General features: G+C 32.9%; 17 protein-coding genes. 8 read left to right on the top strand and 9 right to left on the bottom strand.

The genetic code is table 11. From position 1 onward, the window contains the following. Positions 1-15 precede the first annotated feature (15 nt). The 3 genes from DQN38_RS08060 to exbB are packed head-to-tail and all read right to left on the bottom strand — an operon-like array spanning position 16 to position 1,548. Positions 16-741 (bottom strand): energy transducer TonB, encoded by a 726-nt coding sequence (locus DQN38_RS08060; protein ID WP_081303743.1) that lies wholly within the window; start codon positions 739-741, stop codon positions 16-18. Next, complete coding sequence (exbD, locus tag DQN38_RS08055) at positions 738-1,127, bottom strand: TonB system transport protein ExbD (protein ID WP_002850728.1); 390 nt, start codon at positions 1,125-1,127, stop codon at positions 738-740. The genes DQN38_RS08060 and exbD overlap by 4 nt, the downstream gene beginning before the upstream one ends. Next, positions 1,111-1,548: a TonB-system energizer ExbB gene (gene exbB, locus DQN38_RS08050; RefSeq protein ID WP_002850727.1), complete on the bottom strand. Its 438-nt coding sequence runs from the start codon at positions 1,546-1,548 to the stop codon at positions 1,111-1,113. Before exbB ends, exbD begins: the two co-directional genes overlap by 17 nt. Positions 1,549-1,763: 215 nt before the next feature. On the opposite strand from exbB, the gene cfrA reads away from it, so the two are divergent. From cfrA to DQN38_RS08040, 3 genes are all read left to right on the top strand, one after another. Further along, on the top strand, positions 1,764-3,854 hold the full coding sequence (gene cfrA, locus DQN38_RS08045; protein WP_011732299.1) for a TonB-dependent ferric enterobactin receptor CfrA: 2,091 nt from the start codon (positions 1,764-1,766) through the stop codon (positions 3,852-3,854). Positions 3,855-3,975: 121 nt separating this feature from the next. Then, a complete protein-coding gene (locus tag DQN38_RS08955) occupies positions 3,976-4,140 on the top strand; it encodes a hypothetical protein (protein WP_002850726.1) in 165 nt (54 codons plus the stop codon). A 10-nt stretch (positions 4,141-4,150) separates the two neighbouring features. Continuing rightward, the gene (locus DQN38_RS08040; RefSeq protein ID WP_002850725.1) at positions 4,151-5,650 is read left to right on the top strand and encodes a disulfide bond formation protein B; all 1,500 of its coding nucleotides are present in this window, start codon (positions 4,151-4,153) and stop codon (positions 5,648-5,650) included. A 70-nt stretch (positions 5,651-5,720) separates the two neighbouring features. On the opposite strand, the gene DQN38_RS08035 is transcribed toward DQN38_RS08040, so the two are convergent. The 6 genes from DQN38_RS08035 to DQN38_RS08010 all read right to left on the bottom strand — a co-directional run bounded on the left by DQN38_RS08035 (position 5,721) and on the right by DQN38_RS08010 (position 13,844). Continuing rightward, positions 5,721-7,358, bottom strand: a complete 1,638-nt coding sequence (locus DQN38_RS08035) for a methyl-accepting chemotaxis protein (RefSeq protein ID WP_011732298.1) — start codon at positions 7,356-7,358, stop codon at positions 5,721-5,723. Between the two features lie 343 nt (positions 7,359-7,701). Continuing rightward, a complete protein-coding gene (locus tag DQN38_RS08030) occupies positions 7,702-9,039 on the bottom strand; it encodes an anaerobic C4-dicarboxylate transporter (RefSeq protein ID WP_002850723.1) in 1,338 nt (445 codons plus the stop codon). Between the two features lie 141 nt (positions 9,040-9,180). Next, the gene (gene aspA / locus DQN38_RS08025; protein ID WP_011732296.1) at positions 9,181-10,605 is read right to left on the bottom strand and encodes an aspartate ammonia-lyase; all 1,425 of its coding nucleotides are present in this window, start codon (positions 10,603-10,605) and stop codon (positions 9,181-9,183) included. Positions 10,606-10,857: 252 nt separating this feature from the next. After that, positions 10,858-11,508 (bottom strand): potassium channel family protein, encoded by a 651-nt coding sequence (locus DQN38_RS08020; RefSeq protein WP_002850721.1) that lies wholly within the window; start codon positions 11,506-11,508, stop codon positions 10,858-10,860. Further along, positions 11,505-12,833 (bottom strand): TrkH family potassium uptake protein, encoded by a 1,329-nt coding sequence (locus DQN38_RS08015; protein ID WP_011732295.1) that lies wholly within the window; start codon positions 12,831-12,833, stop codon positions 11,505-11,507. The genes DQN38_RS08020 and DQN38_RS08015 overlap by 4 nt, the downstream gene beginning before the upstream one ends. Further along, positions 12,834-13,844: an AI-2E family transporter gene (locus DQN38_RS08010; protein ID WP_002850719.1), complete on the bottom strand. Its 1,011-nt coding sequence runs from the start codon at positions 13,842-13,844 to the stop codon at positions 12,834-12,836. It abuts the gene before it with no gap. Positions 13,845-13,991: 147 nt separating this feature from the next. On the opposite strand from DQN38_RS08010, the gene DQN38_RS08005 reads away from it, so the two are divergent. The 5 genes from DQN38_RS08005 (at position 13,992) to DQN38_RS07985 (ending at position 21,833) form a co-directional block, all read left to right on the top strand. Then, on the top strand, positions 13,992-14,666 hold the full coding sequence (locus DQN38_RS08005) for a hypothetical protein (protein WP_011732294.1): 675 nt from the start codon (positions 13,992-13,994) through the stop codon (positions 14,664-14,666). 90 nt (positions 14,667-14,756) lie between these two features. Then, a complete protein-coding gene (locus tag DQN38_RS08000; protein ID WP_111738242.1) occupies positions 14,757-16,742 on the top strand; it encodes a motility associated factor glycosyltransferase family protein in 1,986 nt (661 codons plus the stop codon). 13 nt (positions 16,743-16,755) lie between these two features. Next, positions 16,756-18,321, top strand: a complete 1,566-nt coding sequence (locus DQN38_RS07995) for a class I SAM-dependent methyltransferase (protein WP_065844020.1) — start codon at positions 16,756-16,758, stop codon at positions 18,319-18,321. Between the two features lie 197 nt (positions 18,322-18,518). Beyond that, a complete protein-coding gene (locus tag DQN38_RS07990) occupies positions 18,519-20,075 on the top strand; it encodes a flagellin B (RefSeq protein WP_111738241.1) in 1,557 nt (518 codons plus the stop codon). Between the two features lie 198 nt (positions 20,076-20,273). Then, complete coding sequence (locus DQN38_RS07985) at positions 20,274-21,833, top strand: flagellin B (RefSeq protein WP_011732290.1); 1,560 nt, start codon at positions 20,274-20,276, stop codon at positions 21,831-21,833. The last annotated feature ends 171 nt before the right edge of the window (positions 21,834-22,004 follow it).

Raw genomic sequence — 22,004 nt, 5'->3', positions numbered from 1 at the left:
TTTAAATTTAGTTTATTATTTTAAGCGATAAACTATCGGTACTGATAATCTAGCATCTTCATTTAGCGCGGGGAACTCTTTTGAAGCTATTTTTATAGTTTCCATAGCACTTAAATCTAGTAGCTCATAACCTGAACTTTTGCTTACTTTTAGGTCCTTTAAAATACCTCTTTTTAGCCATAAAAACTCTACCCAAACCTCTCCGCTCATTCTCATTCTTCTTGCTTGTCTCGGGTAAAAACCTGCTTTATCGATAGCAGCTTTAATCTCTTTTAAATGAGGATTATCACTTTTACCGTATGTAAGAGTTTGAATCGTGTTTTTAGGTGCGATATTTGTTTGAGATGGTGAAATACGCGGGATTTGTTCGATGTTTTGTATATCTGCTGTTTTGGCTGTTTCTACTTTGTGCGTAAATTCGGTTTTTATCTGTTTATTGATATGTTTTTGTATCTTTTTAACCGTTTTTTTAATAGGTTTTGGTTTTATAGGCTCTATTTTATCTACCGTAGGTTCTGCTATATGAGGTATATCAGGAGTCGGCATAGGCGAGTTTTGCACAGGTGGAGCTATGAAGTCTTGCATACTTAGTACAAAACTCTCTTCTTTATGGTTTTGAAACTCTAACCTTAAAATCGAAGTAGCTTGGTAAAACAATAAAACAATAGGTAAAAATATAATAGATGATATGAAAAATGCTTGAGTTTTATGGTTAAAATATGTGCGAATAAGCTCTCTCATTGCTCTTTTTCCGTAACTATCTGAAATTTATCGTGTCCTTTTAGCTTCAAGCTGTCCACTATCACAACAAAACTGCTAAATTTAGCGTCTTTATCACTTTTTAGCTCAACTAAAGTGTCTGGATTTAATGTTTGAATTCTATTTTTTAGATCTTCTACACTTGCTTCATTTTCGTCTAAATAAAATTTGTTATCTTTATCTATTATTATAGAAAGTCTATTTTTATCGTCTTCTAAGCTTTGTGCAGATTGGCTTTGCGGAAGATCTACTTTTATCTTTCCTTGAGCTATAAACGTAGATATACTAAGCACTATTGCTAATAAAACTAGGATAATATCAATAAACGGAATGATATTTAAACCCTCATTTTTAGGCAATTTTATCATTAGATTTCCTTGTTTTATACCTGTTGATTACCAAATTTACTTTTCTTAAAAGAGCATTGTAGGCTATCAAACTAGGAATAGCGACAAAAAGTCCAAGAGCTGTAGCTTTAAGAGCCAAAGATAGACCTGAAACTACAGATTTTACGTCGATATTTCCTGCTAAGCTCATATCGTAAAATGTGATCATAATGCCTATAACTGTACCTAAAAGTCCTACATATGGAGCATTAGAATATATGATATAAAGCGTGGTTAAATTTTCACTTATACTATCTTCTAAATCTTCTTGATTGTTATATTCATTTATATCTATTTTATTTAAAAATAATACTCTTTCTATAACACACCAAATAGCTATAAAAGCCATTAATCCAAGTATGATAAAGATGATTAAATCGATATATTGCTTTAGAAATTCCATTTTTTACTTTCTTAAATATTTTTTGTAATTCGAGCATTATAATAAAAACAAACTAAATTTATAATTAATATCATTATATTATATATAGGCATAATTTTGATTTTATTTTTATAGTAAATTAATTTTAATATTTATTATTGTAATTAAGTATAAATTAATAGATATTTTTATAATATTATATTCTTATTTAATTAATTTTATAATAAAGGATATATATGCAAAAAACCATATTGAGTTTTTGTGTTGCTGCTTATCTATGTAATTCTCTAATAGCAGATGATATAAAAGAATTAGAACATTCTATTATTAGTGCTTCTGGATTTTCCCAAGATATCAAAGAAGCGCCGGCTACTATAAACGTTATTGATAAAAAAGCACTACAAAGCAAACCGTATCGTGATATCGCCGAAGTTATATCGGATATTCCGGGAGTTGATCTATATGCTAGTAAAGGTAAAACCGGAGCTTATAATATCACTATGCGCGGGATAACTGGCTATACGTTAGTTCTCATAAACGGCAGACGTCAAAGCGTTGGCGGCGAGATAGGTCCAAATGGTTTTAGTGAAGTTTCAAATGCTCTTTTACCGCCGCTTTCTAGTATAGAAAGAATCGAAGTCATAAAAGGTCCTATGTCTACTTTATATGGATCTGAGGCTCTTGGCGGCGTTGTAAATATAATTACAAAAAAAGTAGGCGATAAGTGGGGAGCATCTTTTAGCCTAGATACTATGATAAATGAAGATAGTAGCTGGGGAAATACTTATGGAACCGGTATTTATGCTAGTGGTCCATTATTAGATAATAAATTAGGATTAGATCTTCGTTTTAGAAACTCATATAGAGAGCAGTCAAAGGTTGAATTTACAAACGGTTCTGGTCAAAGAGTAGCAGGAGATCAAGCTCAAAGTCCTACTAGGGCAAATACATTTAATATAGGAGCTAAATTTAACTATTTAGTGGACGATAGAAATAGTATTATATGGGATATAGACTACTCTAAAAATCACTATAATAATAAAAATAGTGAAATAGGAACTCTCACGAAAAAAAATCCAAACGGAAGCCTTACTGGCGGATATACGCCTACTATGGATATATCAAAGATAGTTACATATCTTGCTCACGAAGGCATATATGATGCATTTACTTTAAATTCGGCTGTGCAGTATAATCGCGTTACAAATGACGGAAGAGAGGTTGTGGGTCAGCCAACTCAAGCGTTTCTCGGTCAAAATAGAGATATAAAAGCCGAAGATTTTATGCTAGATACTAAAGCAGTTGTTCCTATAGGAAATAGAAATATATTAAGTGTCGGCGCCGAGTATCGCCTTGAAAAAATGCATGATAAAATAGCAAATCCAACGAGTTTTGATCAATATATGCTCGCTGTTTATGCAGAAGATGAGATAACAATCTTAGAAAATTTGCTTTTAACTTTAGGCGGTAGATATAACCATCATGAAATATTTGGCAATAACATATCTCCAAGAGCATATCTAGTTTATAACGCTACTGATAATTTAACGTTAAAAGGCGGCGTTTCTACTGGTTTTAAAGCTCCATATGCAAATAGACTAATTGCCGGAGAGTATAACTTTAGCGGTCAAGGAAAATATCCCGTATATGGAAATCCGAATTTAAAAGAGGAAACTTCTGTAAATTATGAATTTGGTGCAATTTATGATACTGGAATATTCAGCACGTCTTTAACCGGATTTTTAACCACGTTTGAAGATAAAATTTCAAGTAAAACTTATAAAACAGGTCAATCCGTTCCTAGTATAGGAGTGTGTGGCGCGGCTCGCTGCTTACAAGCTATAAATCACGGTGAAGTAGAGTACAAAGGTTTAGAGTTTGCAGCAGGAGTAAAGCCGATAAAAGATTTAAACATTGATCTTTCATGGACATATACAGACAGCGAAGTTAAAGATAGCATAGATAGTACCAGCATAGGAAAACCAGAGATCAACAGTCTAAAACACAATATAGTCGCAAAAGCATCTTATATGATATTTAATAAATTTACGCCTTGGATAAAAGGCGAATATCAAATAGACAGATATATGGGAGATTCAAATTTAAATCGAGAATATTATAAAAATATATTTTTAGCTTCGGCAGGTATGCGTTATGATATAAATAAAAATTGGAATGTAAATTTAGGTATTTATAATCTGCTAGATAAAGATTTTACGGATAGTTACGAGTCTTATACTAGTGCAAATACGCAAACGTGGGTAAATACTTATAATAGAATAGAAGAAGGCAGAAGATTTTATCTATCTTTAAACGGTAATTTCTAGATTTTGCGTTATTAAAATTATATTAAATCAGACATGTTTGGCTTGTTGTTAAATTTAAGCCAAACTTTTATTGAATTTAAAAAGTGTAATTATGATAATATCTAAACATAAGGAGAAAGTAATGGAATTTCTAGGACTCATTCTAGCATTTATTGCTGTATTTTTGATCTACAAAAAACCGCAAAAAGAGAAATTCGCTTTTGGAATTTTTGTTGTTGCTTGGGCTATGGCTGCTATTATGTATATAGCTCATGTTTCGAGTATTTTACCAAATATTAATCTCTAAAGGAGCAACTATGCGAAATACAAAAACATTTTATCTGCTATTTTCATTAGCGGCAATAGGTATTTTAGCGCTTCCGGTCGGGATTGCTAATTTTATTTTCGGATATATTCTTGGCGATTCGCCTTGCACACTTTGTTGGGGTCAGCGTCAAAGCATGATATATATCTCGGTTGCGGCTTTGTTTGTTTTGAGATATGGATTTAAGCCAAAATATTTAGCTATGATACTTATTATCACTGCAGTTGGTTTATGGGAGAGTTTTTATCATTTAGGAAATCACGCATTAGAAGATGTTGGACAGGGATTTGGCGTAGCGATTTTAGGTTTGCATACGCAGTTTTGGGCTGAAGTTGTATTTTGGGCTGTAGTGTTTTTGTTGGGAGTTATATTATTTTTCGCTCCAAATTTAAAAGAATTTGAAGATGAAGCCTATAAATTTAGAAAATTAACAAGTGCAAACATAGTCGCCTTTTGGGTATTTTTTATAGTTATCGTTTCAAATATCGTGCAAGCATTTATTTCTACAGGACCGCCGCCGTTTTTAGGTCAAGGAGATCCGGTTCGATATAGTTGGAATAGCAAATATACAATTTGGTCTGCCGATGGATGGAAAGATATGAGATTCCCGACTAATTTTCTTGGAAAAAGAGATGTCAATTTTCCTGATCTCGCTCTTGACGCATCTGAGGATTTTGAATTTGATAGCGACTACTCAAATTCGCCTCTTGTTGTAGAAGAGGAGTTAGAAATCATCGATAAAAAAATCAGCTCTTTAAATTTAAACTCACCTATAAGTGATTTAAATTATCAAAATGATAATATGCTCGTATCTACAGAAGAATACGGTTTATATATAACAGATAAAGATCTTGCGAATATAAGCTCGCATTTAGTTCTAGATAAATATTTTTCTGCTACTGTTGAGAAATTTGCCGGAGCAAATTTCGTAGGCGATAATATACGCATTATGGGAATAAACAAAACCAGCGTTGATGTCAAGCCAAATCCATCTGCAAATAAAGTAGCAAATTTTCGATATTTTTTAGAAGGAGCAGATAAATTTGATGAAATCAGTAGATATAGACTCAAAACTAGCAGAGCTAAAAACTACTATGTGTTAACATCTAGAAGTGATAAAAAACATACGTACATGATAACTGTGCCAAATAACAAGTATAAAGAACTAATAGTTGTTTCCGCTTTAAATAGCGATAAAGGATTATCTGCTGAGTTCATTCCCGAGCTTGGAGATAATGTGAAATTAAAAGATGCAAGAAGCTTAGGTGAGCTCTATATTTCGGCATTAGCCATAAAAGACGATATGCTTTACGCCGCAAGTAAAGCTTACAATACTTTGTTGTTAATAGACCCAAAAGATCAGATCATAACTAAAGCTTATGGTTTTCCAAAAGATATTTTAAATATCCGTGCTATGACGTTTGTAGATGATAAAATTTTGATTTCAAGTTATGAAAACGGTAAAGATGTTCTTTATACGTTGGAGTTTTGATCTCTGATAAGATTAAGAGATAAAACCGGATAATAAATTTGAGCTTAATAAAAGCTCAAATTTAACTCGGTTAGAATTTCTTTTTATTGACTTCGTTAAATACTTCGTTTGCTATACTCTCCACCTCATTAGTTATCTTATTACTATTTTGAGCTATAGTGACATTTTGTTTAGTCTGCTCATCTACTGTAGCAACAGCTTCATTTATCTGGTTAATTGCTTCAGTTTGCTCATTTATGCTTTGACTCATCTCATTGATTCCTTGAGATAATATGTTTACGTTTGCTTCAATTTCTGCTAGAGATTTTCCGGTTCTTTCAGCTAGTTGTCTTACTTCATCTGCAACAACAGCAAATCCTCTACCGTGCTCTCCGGCTCTGGCTGCTTCTATAGCTGCATTTAATGCTAGTAAGTTTGTTTGATCTGCTATATCTCTGATTATTGTTATAATACTTTTTATATCTTCTGATTGTTTTATAACATCTCCTGCTCTTTCATTGATAGAACTCATAGAACTACTCATCTCTTCAACGGCTGCTGCACTTTCTTGAAGTGAGTTAGCTTGAGAGCTTGCGCTTTCATTTAGATTTTCTACGTATCCTTTTAGGCTATTTGCTTTTTCTTTAAGATTATTAGCTTGAGCTAGATTATCTTTTAACATCTTAGCTATCTCATCTCCTAAAAGATTTGTTACTCTTTCGACTTCACCTTTAGCGTTTGGAATTCTTGATGTAAAATCTAACTCTTTGAAACTATCAAATGTTTGTTGAATAACATTTATATCGCTTCCTATTTTTCTTTCTAACGTATCTAACATCTTATTTAATACTTGTCTTAACTTCTCAAGTCCAGGTGAAGATGGTATAGTATTTATCCTAGCTTTTAAATTTCCATTCTCAACTTCATTTGCTTTTTCTAAAGACTCTTTTACTGCTTTATTGTCTTGTTCCATAGAATCTTTTATATTAGATGTATTATCGTTTATAAGTTTAGCCATAACTCCAAACTCATCATTAGATTTTAAGCTTATAGCTTTAGGATTATCATTTTTATGGTTTAAGAAGTCAAAGAAGTCTTTGAGACCGTTTTCTATAGATTTAATAGCTTTTAGAAGATATGATTTGCTAATTAATAGTATCAAACTTGAAAGTATGATGATAGTGATGATAAATACGGTAAATCCCATAGTAAGTACATTAACATCATTAGCAAAACTATCTGATGTACTTTTATCTCTAATCACCAAACTAGCTAGCTGTTTTTCTAGCAGATCTCTATATTCTCTCCATATAGGCGTTATTTCTTGGACGTCTTCTATGGTAATGTTTTGGTTATTTTTTGCTTTATTTATAGAACTTCTATAAAACGACGTTAATTTGCTAAAAATTTCATCTGTTTGCAGCTTAGTAGTACCTAATAATTTTTTATATTCTTCTCTGTTTGTAACTAGATCATTAACGCTATTTTCTAGTATTGTCAAGGTATTTTTATCTTCAGGAATAATATATAAATTCCTTATATTAAGTCCCGCTCTTTCACCATCGATAATATTTTTATATATTAAAACATATTCGTTCTTGGTCTCTTCTGACTCGTTAAACGATGCATTTACTTTAGAAATAAAAATTTCAACTACGACAAAACATGCGATTAGCATTGCCATTATAATGGCGATAATCGCCATAACCTTACTATTTATAGATTTCAACATACATCCTTTTTTTATTAATTTTTTTAATCTTTATATTTAAAAATAATTATACATATAATATAATTCTATATAAAATTATTAATAATGATTATAACAAAATATTTATAAATATCGCTTAAATATTAAAAAATTCGCTATATAGTTAGCATCTGGTAATAAATTTAAAATATCTTGTATTAAATTTATTACCAATTTATTTTTTGGATATATTTTAATAATTATGAATAATTTATAACGCAGTATATATAAAATCGTAATATTTTATTATTTTTAAATTTAGAAAAATGGTGGATAAATTTAATATATTTAGATAGTCCGACTTGTTGTCGGACTAAGAAAATTAAAGCATCATAGGAGCAACGATAAATCCAAGAGCTACTGATATAGCTATGGCTAAAATTCCAGGAACTAAGAAAGCGTGGTTGAATATATATTTTCCTATTCTTGTTGTACCTGTATCGTCCATTTGAACAGCACCTAACAATGTTGGATAAGTAGGGAGGACAAATAGAGCTGAAACTGCTGCAAATGAAGCTACAACGATATAAATTTGACCGCTGTTTTCAGGAGTAATTCCTAGAGCTAAAATAACTGCAGGGATGATCGCTTTTGCGGTTGCTGCTTGAGAATAAAGTAACATTGAAGCAAAAAATAGTGCAACTGAAAGCAAGAACGGATATTTACCGACTAGCTCAGAAGCAAATCCTTTAATTCCTTCAATGTGTCCACTAACAAAAGTATCGCCAAGCCAAGCCACACCAAGTACGCACACGCAAGCTACCATACCTGATTTAAATACGCTTGATTGAACTAAAGTATCTGTTCTAACTTTGCAAATTATAACAATAAGCGTAGCTATAGTAAGCATAAAGCTGATGATAGCGTGATCTCTACCAAGTATAACAGGGTCGATTAATCCTACGTTTTTTGATATAGCAGTTGCATAGAAAACTACTGCTAAAACGCCGATTAAAAATATAGCAACTGAAGTTTTGGCAGATTTTGATATCTCTTTATACTCAGCACCTTTTACTTCTTTGACAAGACCGTCTTTTAATCTTTGTTGATATACGGGATCTTTGTCAAGGTCAAGATTCCAAAATGTACTAACGATAAACGAAGTAATCATACAACCGATGAATGTTGTAGGAATACAAATAGCTAAAAGCATAGGATATGAGCAGCCAAGTGGTTCAAGTACGCCGCTCATAAATACAACCGCAGCCGAAACCGGACTTGCTGTGATAGCGATTTGGCTTGCAACAACTGCTATACTAAGAGGTGCTGCAGGTTTTATATTTTGACCTTTTGCAACTTCAACAATAACTGGTATCATAGAAAATGCAGTGTGACCTGTACCGGCAAATATAGTTAAAAAGTAAGTAACTGTAGGAGCTAAATAGTTGATATATTTTGGATTTTTTCTTAATAATTTCTCAGCTATTTGAACTAAATAATCAAGTCCACCTGCCATTTGCATCGCTGTGATAGCCGCGATAACCGACATAATTATAAGTATAACATCCCATGGAATACTACCTGGCTTCATACCTAAAACAAGGGCTAAAACAACAACACCAAGACCTCCGGCGTAGCCTATACCCATACCTCCGAGCTTAACACCCAAGAATATCGCTCCAAATAGAACGATAACTTGTAGAATAATCATAATGTCCATAAAAAGATCCTTTTTATTTTTTATGCTTTATGACGACTGTTTAAAGTCACCTAAAGCAACAAATACCAAAATTACTACCTTGCAAAAGCAAGGTAAATTCAATACTTTTAGCGTAAAATCGCTATTTTAAAATTTAAAAAATTAGTTTTTAAATTTGCTTTTATCTTCATTTGTCATATGAGGATTTAGCATATTTTCCGGACGTAAAATATCATCTATTTGATCTTGAGTTAAAAGTCCTCTTTCAAGTGCGATAGATGCTACGCTCTTTCCTGTACTTAAAGCTTCTTTTGCTATGCTAGCACTGTTTTCATAACCGATATATGGGTTAAATGCTGTAACGATACCGATTGAGTTATAAACAAAATCAGAACAAACTTTCTCATTTGCAGTGATGCCGTCAACGCATTTTGTAGCTAGAGTACGGCAAGCTTTTTTAAGCATTGCGATAGAGTTAAACAGACTATAAGCGATAACTGGTTCAAATACGTTTAGTTGAAGTTGTCCGCCTTCGCTAGCTAGAGTTACAGTTACGTCATTACCGATAACTGCGAAACAAACTTGATTTACTACTTCAGGGATAACAGGATTTACTTTGCCTGGCATAATGCTTGAGCCCGGTTGCATTTTTGGTAAGTTTATCTCGTTTAGTCCGCATCTTGGGCCGCTGCTTAAAAGTCTTAAGTCATTACAAATTTTGCTTAGTTTTGTACTAACTCTTTTTAAAACGCCTGAAATTTGAACATAAGCGCCTGTGTCTTGAGTAGCTTCTATAAGGTTACCAGCAGTGATGAATGGACGTTTTGTTACTTCTTGAAGTTTTGTCTCGACTACTTTTGGATAGTCTGGGTGAGAGTTGATACCTGTACCGATAGCTGTTCCGCCTAGGTTTATCTCGCGTACTAAGTTTCTAGCTTCTCTTACACGGTCGATATCTTCGCCAAGCATGATAGCAAAAGTTTTAAACTCTTGACCTAAAGTCATAGGAACTGCGTCTTGAAGTTGAGTTCTGCCCATTTTTAAAACGTCTTTAAACTCTTCTGCTTTTTTTTCAAAGCTGTCTTTTAAGAGATGCATAGCTTCTGTTAATTCACAAAGTCTTTCATAAATAGCAACTCTTAAAGCTGTTGGATAAGCATCGTTTGTACTTTGACTTAAATTTACGTGATCGTTTGGATGGCAGTATTGATACTCGCCTTTTTTGTGTCCCATAAGCTCAAGTGCGATGTTAGCTATAACTTCGTTTGCGTTCATATTTGTACTTGTTCCCGCGCCGCCTTGTATCATATCTACTACAAATTGATTGTTGTATTTTCCACTAGCAACAAGGTCGCAAGCCTCACAAATAGCATTTTTGATCTTTGCATCAAGTAAACCAAGATCGAAGTTTGCAAGTGCTGCTGCTTTTTTAACTTGAGCAAGAGCTACTATAAAATTTGGAAAGTTGCAAATGCGTTCGTGAGTAATATTGAAGTTCTCTACAGCTCTAAATGTTTGAACTCCATAATAAACGTCTTCTGCTATTTCTAGCTCGCCTATGAAGTCGTGTTCTTTTCTTGTACCCATGATATGTCTCCTATATTTTTTTTATCAATGACATTATAATGTTGATTGAATGAATTTAATCTTAAATATTAAAAAACATAGTAAAAGCGCGACAGATTCATAGTTATGTATTATTATTTAATGTTTTAAAAGCAGGTTGTTCATAAACTTTAAATATCGAAAATAGGGCTTTTGATAAACAATTTAATATTAAATTTATAAATAAAATCTTAAATATATAACATAAATTCATAATTTAAATTACAAAATTATCTATATATTTGAGACAAATATTTCAAGTTCTTTTGAATTACCAAAAAGCAAAACTACATCATCATTTTTTAAAACTAAAAACTCGCCTATTTCATATTCCCATCTATTTTCTCGTTTAAAGGCTATTATTTTTAGATCTGATTTTGATCTGCTTAAAAGATCGCCGGCGGCTATATTTGCGTATTGCGCGGTAATTTTAAATCTAGCTATTTTCATAGTATTTGTTACGTCTATGACTTCAAATTTAGGATTTAAAGAGAAGCTTTTTACAAGCCTTTTTGCTGCGTCCCTTTCAGGATAAATAACTCTATCCGTGCCTATTTTGGATAGAATTTTGCCGTGAATTAGAGTGTATGCTTTTGCGATAACCTCTTTTACTCCTATTTCTTTTAAAGCCATAACGCTTAGTATAGAAGCTTCTATGTTTTTTCCTATACTTACTATGGCTGTATCTACTTCTGCGATACCTGCGTCTTTTAAAGAATTTATATCGGTAGTGTCGATGATAAATAAATTCTCGCAAATTCCTCTAAATTCTTTTATGCTATCTTCATTTTTATCTACGGCTATGACTTGCTCACCGTTTTCTATAAGTCCTTTTGCCACGTGCGATCCAAATTTACCAAGGCCGATAACAGCGTAAGTTTTCATAATACCACTCCTTCTTCTGGATATTTAATACTATTATTTTTACTTTTTCTAAAAAGAGCCATGCTAAAAACCAACACCCCGACTCTTCCCATAAACATCAAGACTATTATATAAAACTTACCAAAATCACTAAATTTAGCCGATAACGATAAGCTTTCGCCATCTCCGGTGCTTACTCCAACAGTGCCAAATGCAGAGCAAATTTCAAATAATAAAGGCAAAAAATATCTATTTTCTTTATCATCTGTAGTACTTAGTATGATCGTAGAAATAATAATATAAAATACCGCTATAATGAAGATCAAAAATGATTTTTTTACGATATTTTCCGGAATAGTTCTTTGAAATATAACAGTTTCTTTATCTCTTAAAGAGCAGTAAGCATATATAAGAAGCACTGCAACCGTAGTTATCTTTATACCTCCAGCAGTACCTCCTGGAGCTGCTCCTATGATCATCAACAAAGATGAGAAAAATAGACTTTGATCATGCAAAGAGCCAAGATCTATCGTATTAAATCCTGATGTTCTAAGATTTACCGATACAAAAAACGAACTAAGTAGCTTATGAAACCAGTTTAAAGAGCCTATGCTTTTTGAATTTTCCCATTCAAATATCAGCAATACAGCCATACCGAGCAATATGCAAATAATAGTTGCTATTAAAACTATTCTTGTATGTATGCTTATCCTAGAACTCTTTTTATAGTAGTTAAAACACTCGCTAAGCACTAAAAATCCAAGTCCGCCTAGTATAACTAAAAAGCATATTGTGATATTTAGTACAAAATTATCTCTGTACTCTGCAAGATTGTATTCAAATATACTAAATCCGGCATTATTAAACGCTGAAATGGAGTGAAATACTCCTGCCCAAACCGCTTTTTTGAACGGCATATCAAGCATAAAATTTAAAGTAAGAATCACGGCCCCTATGATTTCTATGCAAGCAGTAAAAACAAAAATCTTTTTTAGATATTTTATAATACCTTGCATATTTGGGTAGTCAAGCGACTCTTTTAGCAGCATTTTACCTTTGAAATCAACTTTTTTACCTATAAGTAAAAATAAAAATCCGGCTAAACTCATATAGCCAAAACCGCCTGCTTGTATCAAAGCTAGTATAATCCCTTGTCCGTATCCGCTAAAATCTGTCGCGGTATTTGCAGTTATAAGACCTGTTACGCAGACTGCAGAAGTAGCCGTAAAAAGTAGATCTATAAATGATATAGGTTTTAAACGCATGATATCAAAACTCAGAATTATAGCTCCTATAAAAGCTAAGAGTATGTAGCTTGCTAAAATAGTGCTAAATATTTTATTCACTTACTGCGCCTTATCGCTGAGTAGCACCGCTATAAATTTAGTTTTAGGACTTTCGTTTAGGGCTATTTTTATGCTCATAGTAAGAGGAACTGCCAAAAACATTCCGCCGATACCGAGCAAAAATCCCCAAAAAAGTAGACTTAAAATTACTACAAGAGTTGATATCCCAAGTCCGGCGCCTAGAAATTTCGGCTCTATAAAGTTACCTATGGATATATTTACTACTAAATATATAATACTAAGCCACAATGTATCGCTTAAATCATTTACTAAAAGCGACATTAAAATAGCAGGAATCGCCGCTATAATAGATCCTATAGTAGGAATATAGTTAAATATAAACGCCAAAACAGCCCACAAAGGTGCGTAAGGTACTCCAAAATATACTAAAAACAGCCACAAAATAAGACCAGTAGCGATAGAAGATATGGTTTTTATAGCAAGGTATTTTTTTAAATTTGAAATAAAGCTATTTGCTATATTGTGCATAGACATATGTTTTTTGGCAAAATACTCAACTTTATCTTTAAAAACTTGAGTTTCTACGAGCATAAAAACTACTAGCAAAAAGACCAAAAACGACTTTGTGACTATTTCGCTAGTTTGTCTTAAGATAGTACTTGTTGTAGAAAATATCTTATTTGTATCTATGCTTTCTAACACAAAACTATTTATTTTTATTATTTCATACGAGTTTAGCCACTCTACTGTTTTATCTATAAATATCCTAAATTGCATTTGATACTCAGGCAGTGAGCTGCTAAATCCGTTTAGCGCACTTGATACCACATTTCCCAAAAACCATAAAATTCCTATAAATATAGCTATAAGCAGTATAAATGAGATTGTTCGGCGTATCTTTAATCTTTGCATAAACTCAAGTACGGGCGAAATAGCTATAGCTATAAAAACAGCAAGAAAAAACGGCACTACGATGGCACTTGCTGCTGCAAGACCCGTTGCTATTATTACAAAGCTTGCTATAGATATTAATGTTAGCTGGTATTTCAAATTTTATTCCTTTAAAAATGCAAAAATCCTACCTGCATTTAGCTTAAGAAATAATTAATACATTAAGGCGGCGTTTGTCTATTTTAAAAGCATTACATAAACATTTTTAGATATAATTAGATAAATTGCCATATTATAAGGAATAGCATGAAAGTTCTTAGTTTAGCAAGTATTCTATCATTTCAAGCACCAAATTTGCTAGAAACTTTTAAAAATGATGATATTTTAGTTATTAGTCCATTAGACGATGATATAAACGCTAAGTTTGTTAAGTGCGAGATAGGAAGCCTTAGTTATGTTTTAGCACTTATTTGCAAAGACTTGTTTGACGATGAGTTTTTTGACTCTCTTGATGAGGGTTATTTAAGCGGCGAGAGTAACGTCGGGGAAGAGGAACTTCCTAGTATTTGCGATTTTATAAAAAATTGTAGAGTCATCATCGTTTCGCCAGAGGTTTTAAATAGTATAAATTCTCAACAAATACGAGCTATGTTAAATTTGTTAAGCAGTTCTTTTGGCATTAGAATTATAAATTTAAATGGCGATGATTTGAATTTAGACGGCGTTTTAAATGAATTTGATGAGCTTTCTAATTTTGATGGAGCCGTGATTTTTACTCATTCTAAATTTAATGAGTTTAGAGGCGGAGAGTATTTTAAAGTAGCCGCAAAGTTGCGCGATGGCGATAGCATAACTGTAAAAACGATTAAAAAAGATGTAAAAACTCAGTTTAGATTAGATAAAAATATCAAAGGTACGGTTGGATTTTTAGGAAGCGATGGGCTTGATTATTCTTATGAAATTTTAAATATTACAAAATAATTTTCAAAAGATCTGTTTTAAGGAAAAACTATATAGCCGATATAGGGCTTAATATAGCATAAATTTATATACACAAATTTAAGGAAAACTATGAAAGATAAAGAGCTAAATCAAGATGAAAAACAGTTTCTAAAGCTAAACGATAAATTGGCAGGTCAAATCACTGAGCGCAAGGAAATAACAACTTTTGATAGAAATATAGTAGCTATTATGAGTTATAGTCCACGTCTTGCTCAGATGCTTTTTGACCTAAAAGAGAATAAAAAATTCGGCGTATTTATGGGAAAAGATCCTCTTGATATAAATATCATAAATTTGGAAACCAAAAAATATCTTTATGAAAGTCCGGCAAAAGAGGTTGAAGAGAAAATTATTAGTTTTGAAGAGGATCATAGTCGTTATAAAGCTCTTTTCTTCTACGGTATAGGAAATGGAATATTTTTAAAGTCTCTTTTGGGTAATCCGTCTCACACTAGAATTATAGTTTTTGAACCTGAGATTGAGATACTTTTTATAACTCTTAGTCTTATAGATTTTTCTCAAGATATTTACAGTGAACGATTTATAATATTTTATCCCAATCTCGTGAGATTTATAGAGCTTTATACTTTATCTAAATTCGGAGATGTTATGACGAGTTCAAGACTTTATAATCTTCATATCACAAATAACTTTTATAACCAAAGCCATTATGCGAATGATATTATAAAAATAAATAAAGAAATGATAAAAGCGATAAAACAGGTATTTTTAGAACAAGGAAATGATTCTAGAGATACTCTTATAGGAATAAAACATACTACAAAACATATACCTATAGTATTTGATAGTTTTCCTATAAAAAATGTGATAAAAAAAAGAAAATCTAAAGTAAAAACAGCTGTTATAGTAGCTACCGGTCCGTCTCTTTTTAAACAGCTCAAAACTCTTAAAAAAATCGCTCCATACGTAACTATCATATCTATAGATGCTTCTTATCCTATACTTAAAAAGCATGGCATAAAGCCGGATTACGTCTCTTCTATAGAACGCGTAGAGCTTACATCTAAATTTTTTAAAGATCCAGTAAGTGAATTTGATGATGGAATTTTATTTGTTACTGCATCTTTAACGCATGAAAAAACAATTGAAAATTTAAAAGGTAGAGATACTTCTTATGTATTTAGACCTTTGCACTATGAAAAAGGATTTAAGGACGAAACATTTGGCTATATTGGCGGTGGACCAAGTGCAGCTCACTTAGCTTTTGATATAGCCCTTACTTTAAATCATGAAAATATCGTTCTTATAGGTCAAGATTTAGCTTTTGGAGATGATGGAACTAGCCATTCAAAAGGTCATATATTTAGGACAACCGAGATAGACCCATGTGATACAAATGCTGAATTAGCGCCAAAATATGGTGGAGTCGGCGAGGTGATTACGACTACCGTTTGGAATCTTTTTAGAAATTACTTTGAACACTTTATACAATCAGCATCAAGAGCGGCTAAATTTACGGTTTATAATTGTACAGAAGGCGGTGCAAGGATAGTGGGTACAGTGGAAACTCCATTTAATGAAATAGCAGATATAGTTTTAAAAGAGGGTATAAAAAAGAAATTTATTCCAATTTACAAATTAAATGAGATTGCCAAAGAGCGTCATTTAAAGAAAGCTAGAAAACATATATATGCTATTATAAACTATGGAGAAAGATTGCAAAAAAAATCCGAAAAACTATTTTTAAAGATAGCTAAAGAGGTAGAAAAAGCAAAAAAATTAAAAGCAAAAAATCAAGCAGATAAGATAAACTATACAAAAATGCAAAATCTCTCTTTTGCTTTAGACGAGCTTAAAACAAATCTTAATGATGAGATATTTTTATCAGCTTTTTATGGATGTTGCGGAGCAGTACTTTTGCATCAAGAACTGGAATTAACAGTTATTGCAGTTAAAAGAGCTGACACCGAAGAAGAAAAAAAAGATAAGCTTTTTGAATGGATTTCATCTCAAAGCTACTGGTTATTTAGTTTAGCAGGAAATATCAACTTAGAGTTAGAAGAGATTAAAAAATCAGCCAAAGAGTGGCTATAACCAAAGGAATTTAATGATAAACGATCTTATAAAAGCATCTTATGATGAGGTTTTATACCGTTCAAATTCATACAATATGACTTGCATAGATAGGCTTTATGAATTAGCCAAAATGCATGGACTCTCACCTAGAAATCCAGACAATGCTAGAGTTTTGGAGATCGGCTGCGCATCTGGAGGAAATATCATGGGTCAAGCTATAAATCATCCTAATTCGCACTTTATAGGTATCGATCTAAGCGATGAGCAAGTAAAGATAGGCAAAGAGGCTATTTGCTCAATAGGCATAAAAAATATCGAGCTTATCACTATGGATATCTGTGATCTTATAAGTATTTATAAAGACAAATTGAGTTTTGATTATATTATAGTTCATGGGGTTTATAGTTGGGTGCCAAATGAGGTAAGAGCTGCTATTTTAGAGAGTTCGCGCGAACTTTTAGATGATGATGGCGTTGCGCTTATTAGTTATAATACATATCCTGGTTGGAAGATAAATGAGATAACAAGAGATTTTATGCGTTTTTCAGCTGTAAATTCAGATAAACAAGATAAACTTCAAGCTGCTTTAAACGCTCTTAAATTTGAAAAAGCAGCATATGCTAGTACTAAAATATCTCCCGAACAAACTTATCAGATTCTAACAAGAGAGTTGAAATTAGACACTATAAACCAAATAGAAGAAACTAAAGACAAAGCCTATTTATACCACGAATATCTTGAGATTTTCAATCAGCCGTTTTATCTTAGTGATTTTGTGGCTGATTTAGAGGATTTTTCGCTCTGTTATATAGCAGATATGCAGTTTCACTTCTCATATGATGAATTTGTAAACCAAAGCGTAAAGGAGTATGCTAAATTGGCATATCCCGATCGTATATCAAAAGATCAGATGTTTGATTTTCTAAATTCAACCAAATTTCGCTCATCTCTTATCACAAAGAAGCAAAATGAGCAAAAACTTGTATTTGACGATGATAGTATTTTGAAAAATATATCTGATTTTCATTTGGTGTTAACTTCACAAGCTCCGCAATTAGCAGATAGAGCTAAAGGTCTTAGCCTTGAACCATTTGCAAAGACATTAGTAGAATCTTATCCAGGTAGTATTAGCGTAAAAGATGCCTTAAATCTTGTTGCGCCCAGTGAACTTATAAGGCACATATATGATATTATAGCTGTCACAAATTCTCTCATTGTTTCGCATAAGAGTATCTGTGATATATATTATAAGCCTGGAATTTCAAAGTTAAAAGAGGAATATATTGCGTATATTGGCTATTTTATAAATACTAATAGCGAAGCTTTATCATGCGCTACTCCTATGAATTTTATTTTAGGATTAAACAATATAGAAATGGAAATTTTGTTAATGTTCGATGGTAAAAATAGCCTTAAAGATATAACTAAATTTTTGAGTTCTAAATTTAAAAAGTTGAAATTAGTCCCTACCATAGAAAAAGATGGAATTACAAAAACTTTAAAGGAATCCAAAGAACAAGAACAATACTTTAAAGATGCAGTAGAAGCATTGGCGAAATATGCTAGAACAAACTATTTGCTAGAGAATATTTTATAATAACAATACAATAGCGAGTTTGTAACAATAATATTAATAAGTACATTTTGCCGGTTCTTTTTGTTGCTCGTAGTCGTAAAGCTTTTTACATAAAAATAAAAATTATTTAAAAGCTATAAACTTTTTAAGCCAAAGTGCGATATAGTTATTGAAGTTTTAGCAAGGACGCTAAAAATATTTAACTAAAAGGATTTAAGATGAGTTTTAGAATTAACACCAACATTGCCGCTATGAATGCCCATGCGAATGCAGTAGGAAACAACAGAGATTTATCAGGTTCATTAGGAAAACTTAGTTCAGGTTTAAGAATTCAAACTGCGGCTGATGACGCTTCAGGTATGACTATCGCCGATTCTCTAAGAAGTCAAGCTAATGCATTAGGTCAATCTATAAAAAATGGTAATGATGCTATCGGTATCGTTCAAACAGCAGATAAAGCTATGGATGAGCAGATCAAAATTCTTGATACTATCAAAACCAAAGCTGTACAAGCGGCTCAAGACGGTCAAAATGCAGACTCTAGACGTGCGCTTCAAAGTGACATAACTAGACTTCTTGAAGAGCTAGATAACATAGCAAACACAACTGCGTTTAACGGTCAACAACTACTAAACGGTAGTTTTAGTAACAAAAATTTCCAAATCGGTGCTTACTCAAATGAGACAGCAAAAGTAAGTATAGGTGCGACTAATTCAAATACTATAGGTCATACTAGATTTGAAACAAGCTCTAACGTAGTTTACACAAAAAATCTTGCTATAAGCGGTAATTCAGGTAGCTTTGTTTTCACTTTAAAAGGTATTGACGGTATAGCAGGAGGCGAGTATAAGTTTCAAGCTATAAGTTCTGGTACCTTTGCTTCTCAAGGTCTTGCAGCCGTAGCTGAACAGGTAAATGCTATTGCAGATAAAACAGGCGTAAAAGCTAGTGTAAATAATACACAAGTATTTAATGGAACTAAAGGTGTCGGTATCCAATCTGCAGCCGTAACAGATCTAAAGATAAACGGTGTTTCTATAGGTAATATAAAAGTTTCAAATTTAGATGCTGATAATGTTTTAATCGGTGCTATAAATAAAGTAAAAGAACAAACCGGAGTAGAAGCTAGTAAAGAAAACGGTAAATTGACTCTTACTGCTAGGGATGGTAGAGCTATACAAATTAACGGCGGTAATATATCAAGATTAGGTATAACACAGGCTAAAGGCGGTGCTAACGTATCATTTTTAGGTCAAATTTCATTTACTAGACAAGATGCTAGAGATATAATTATGACTTTTAGTGCTACTGGCGGACAAGCTAATACAAATGGGCTATCTGTTGCATTGTCTGCAAACCATATCAAAGAAGCTAGCGTTAGTTTAAAAACTATAAACGATAGCGTAATTTCAAGTAGTGTTGCAGCTGCTATGGGCTTTTTCAATGCCGGTGAGACTCAAGTGGATCAAAGAAACTCTGGTGTAAGCACTTACGCTGGTGCTCAAGCTATGATGAGCATTGCTGAATCAGCTAGAAAAACTCTAGATAGCATTAGATCTGACCTGGGTTCTGTGCAAAATCAACTAGTTAGTACTATAAACAACATTACTGTTACTCAAGTAAATGTTAAGTCGGCAGAAAGTCAAATCAGAGATGTCGATTTCGCTGAAGAGAGCGCAAACTTTTCTAAGTTCAACATCCTTGCTCAAAGCGGTAGTTACGCTATGAGTCAAGCTAACGCTGCGCAACAAAATGTTTTGAGATTGTTACAATAATCTCAAGCATTTCCTTGAAATATTCTTAGACTACTTCGATAGTTTAAGCTTATCTCTTCTAGGGAGGTTTCTCCCTAGATTCTATCAATTATTCTAAACAAGTACTTTTTATACTCTTTTACCGCTCTCGATTATACATATAAATTTTTGGAACGCATTTTGCTTTAATAGTCCAAACTAATTTTAAAAGGACTAAAAATGAGTTTTAGAATAAACACTAATATCGCAGCTATGAATGCTCACACAAATGCTGTGGTAAATGACAGATCTCTATCGGGTTCGCTCGGTAGGCTTAGTTCTGGTCTTAGGATCCAAACTGCGGCTGATGACGCTTCTGGTATGAGTATCGCAGATAGCCTTCGAGCTCAAGCTGCTGGTTTAGGTCAATCTATAAAAAATGCAAATGATGCCATCGGTATCGTTCAAACAGCAGATAAAGCTATGGATGAGCAGATCAAAATTCTTGATACTATCAAAACTAAAGCTATCCAAGCAGCCCAAGACGGTCAAACATCTGATTCAAGACGTGCGCTTCAAAGCGATATAATTAGACTTCTTGAAGAGCTAGATAACATAGCAAATACTACAAGTTTTAACGGTCAGCAACTACTAAACGGTAGTTTTAGCAATAAAGAATTTCAAATCGGTGCATATTCAAATGAAACGGTTAAAGTAAGTGTTGGTGCGACTAATTCAAACACTATAGGTCATACTAGATTTGAAACAAGCTCTAACGTAGTTTATTCAAAAGGTCTTGCACTAAGTGGAAATTCGGGCGGATTTACTTTTACATTAAAAGGTATTGACGGTATAGCAGGAGGCGAGTATAAGTTTCAAACTATAAGTTCTGGAGTATTTGCTTCTCAAGGTCTTGCCGCATTAGCCGCTCAAGTAAATACCGTAGCGGACAAAACAGGCGTAAAAGCCAGTATAAATAATACTCAATTATTTAATGGCGTTGATGGAAAAGGTATACTATCTGCTTCTATTACAGATCTAAAGATAAATGGAGTTCCGATAGGTGATTTGGCTATAAAAAATGGCGATTCTGATAAAGTATTGATCGGTGCTATAAATAAAGTAAAAGAACAAACCGGAGTAGAAGCTAGTCTAGAAAACGGTAAATTGACTCTTACTGCTAGGGATGGTAGAGCTATACAGATAAATGGAGGCGGTATATCTAGGATAGGTATAACTCAAGCTAAAGGCGGTGCTAACGTATCATTTTTAGGTCAAATTTCATTTACTAGACAAGATGCTAGAGACATAGTGATGGTTATGTCTGTTGCGGGAGTTGGACAAGCTATCACAAATGGTATATCTATGGCTTTGTCTAATAATCATGTTAGACAAGCTAGTGTTAGTTTAAAAACTATAAACGATAGCGTAATTTCAAGTAGTGTTGCAGCTGCTATGGGCTTCTTTCATGCTGGCGAAACTGCAGTAGATCAAAGAAACTCTGGTGTAAGCACTTACGCTGGTGCTCAAGCTATGATGAGCATTGCCGAAGCTGCTAGAAAAACTCTAGATAGCATTAGATCTGACCTGGGTTCTGTGCAAAATCAGCTAGTTAGCACGATAAATAATATTAGCGTTACTCAAGTAAATGTTAAGTCGGCAGAAAGTCAAATCAGAGATGTCGATTTCGCTGAAGAGAGCGCGAATTTCTCTAAATATAATATATTAGCTCAAAGCGGTAGTTACGCTATGAGTCAAGCTAATGCTGTTCAGCAAAATGTACTTAAATTATTACAATAATATAAGTCGTTTTTTGAGAAACTTTTTTAAGTTATTTGAGTAATTTATTTGAAGTATAGCGCATTTGTAGTCTCGTAAATATAACTCTAAAGTGGTATGTAAGTTCATTTTAGGGTTTGAGCATATTAAACTTACAAAACTCATTTAGAATTTCTAAAGTCCTTTTATCCC

The organism is Campylobacter fetus subsp. fetus (genome assembly GCF_900475935.1).
Taxonomy (GTDB): Bacteria; Campylobacterota; Campylobacteria; order Campylobacterales; family Campylobacteraceae; genus Campylobacter; species Campylobacter fetus.
Note: the sequence above shows the minus strand (reverse complement) of the source record. Positions and strands in the feature narration are given on the sequence as shown.

What these genes read in the sequence shown, in the direction of transcription:
- DQN38_RS08060 (WP_081303743.1), bottom strand. Translation starts at nt 741, where the DNA reads ATGAGAGAGCTTATTCGCACATATTTTAACCATAAAACTCAAGCATTT.
- exbD (WP_002850728.1), bottom strand. Translation starts at nt 1,127, where the DNA reads ATGATAAAATTGCCTAAAAATGAGGGTTTAAATATCATTCCGTTTATT.
- exbB (WP_002850727.1), bottom strand. Translation starts at nt 1,548, where the DNA reads ATGGAATTTCTAAAGCAATATATCGATTTAATCATCTTTATCATACTT.
- cfrA (WP_011732299.1), top strand. Translation starts at nt 1,764, where the DNA reads ATGCAAAAAACCATATTGAGTTTTTGTGTTGCTGCTTATCTATGTAAT.
- DQN38_RS08955 (WP_002850726.1), top strand. Translation starts at nt 3,976, where the DNA reads ATGGAATTTCTAGGACTCATTCTAGCATTTATTGCTGTATTTTTGATC.
- DQN38_RS08040 (WP_002850725.1), top strand. Translation starts at nt 4,151, where the DNA reads ATGCGAAATACAAAAACATTTTATCTGCTATTTTCATTAGCGGCAATA.
- DQN38_RS08030 (WP_002850723.1), bottom strand. Translation starts at nt 9,039, where the DNA reads ATGGACATTATGATTATTCTACAAGTTATCGTTCTATTTGGAGCGATA.
- aspA (WP_011732296.1), bottom strand. Translation starts at nt 10,605, where the DNA reads ATGGGTACAAGAAAAGAACACGACTTCATAGGCGAGCTAGAAATAGCA.
- DQN38_RS08020 (WP_002850721.1), bottom strand. Translation starts at nt 11,508, where the DNA reads ATGAAAACTTACGCTGTTATCGGCCTTGGTAAATTTGGATCGCACGTG.
- DQN38_RS08005 (WP_011732294.1), top strand. Translation starts at nt 13,992, where the DNA reads ATGAAAGTTCTTAGTTTAGCAAGTATTCTATCATTTCAAGCACCAAAT.
- DQN38_RS08000 (WP_111738242.1), top strand. Translation starts at nt 14,757, where the DNA reads ATGAAAGATAAAGAGCTAAATCAAGATGAAAAACAGTTTCTAAAGCTA.
- DQN38_RS07995 (WP_065844020.1), top strand. Translation starts at nt 16,756, where the DNA reads ATGATAAACGATCTTATAAAAGCATCTTATGATGAGGTTTTATACCGT.
- DQN38_RS07990 (WP_111738241.1), top strand. Translation starts at nt 18,519, where the DNA reads ATGAGTTTTAGAATTAACACCAACATTGCCGCTATGAATGCCCATGCG.
- DQN38_RS07985 (WP_011732290.1), top strand. Translation starts at nt 20,274, where the DNA reads ATGAGTTTTAGAATAAACACTAATATCGCAGCTATGAATGCTCACACA.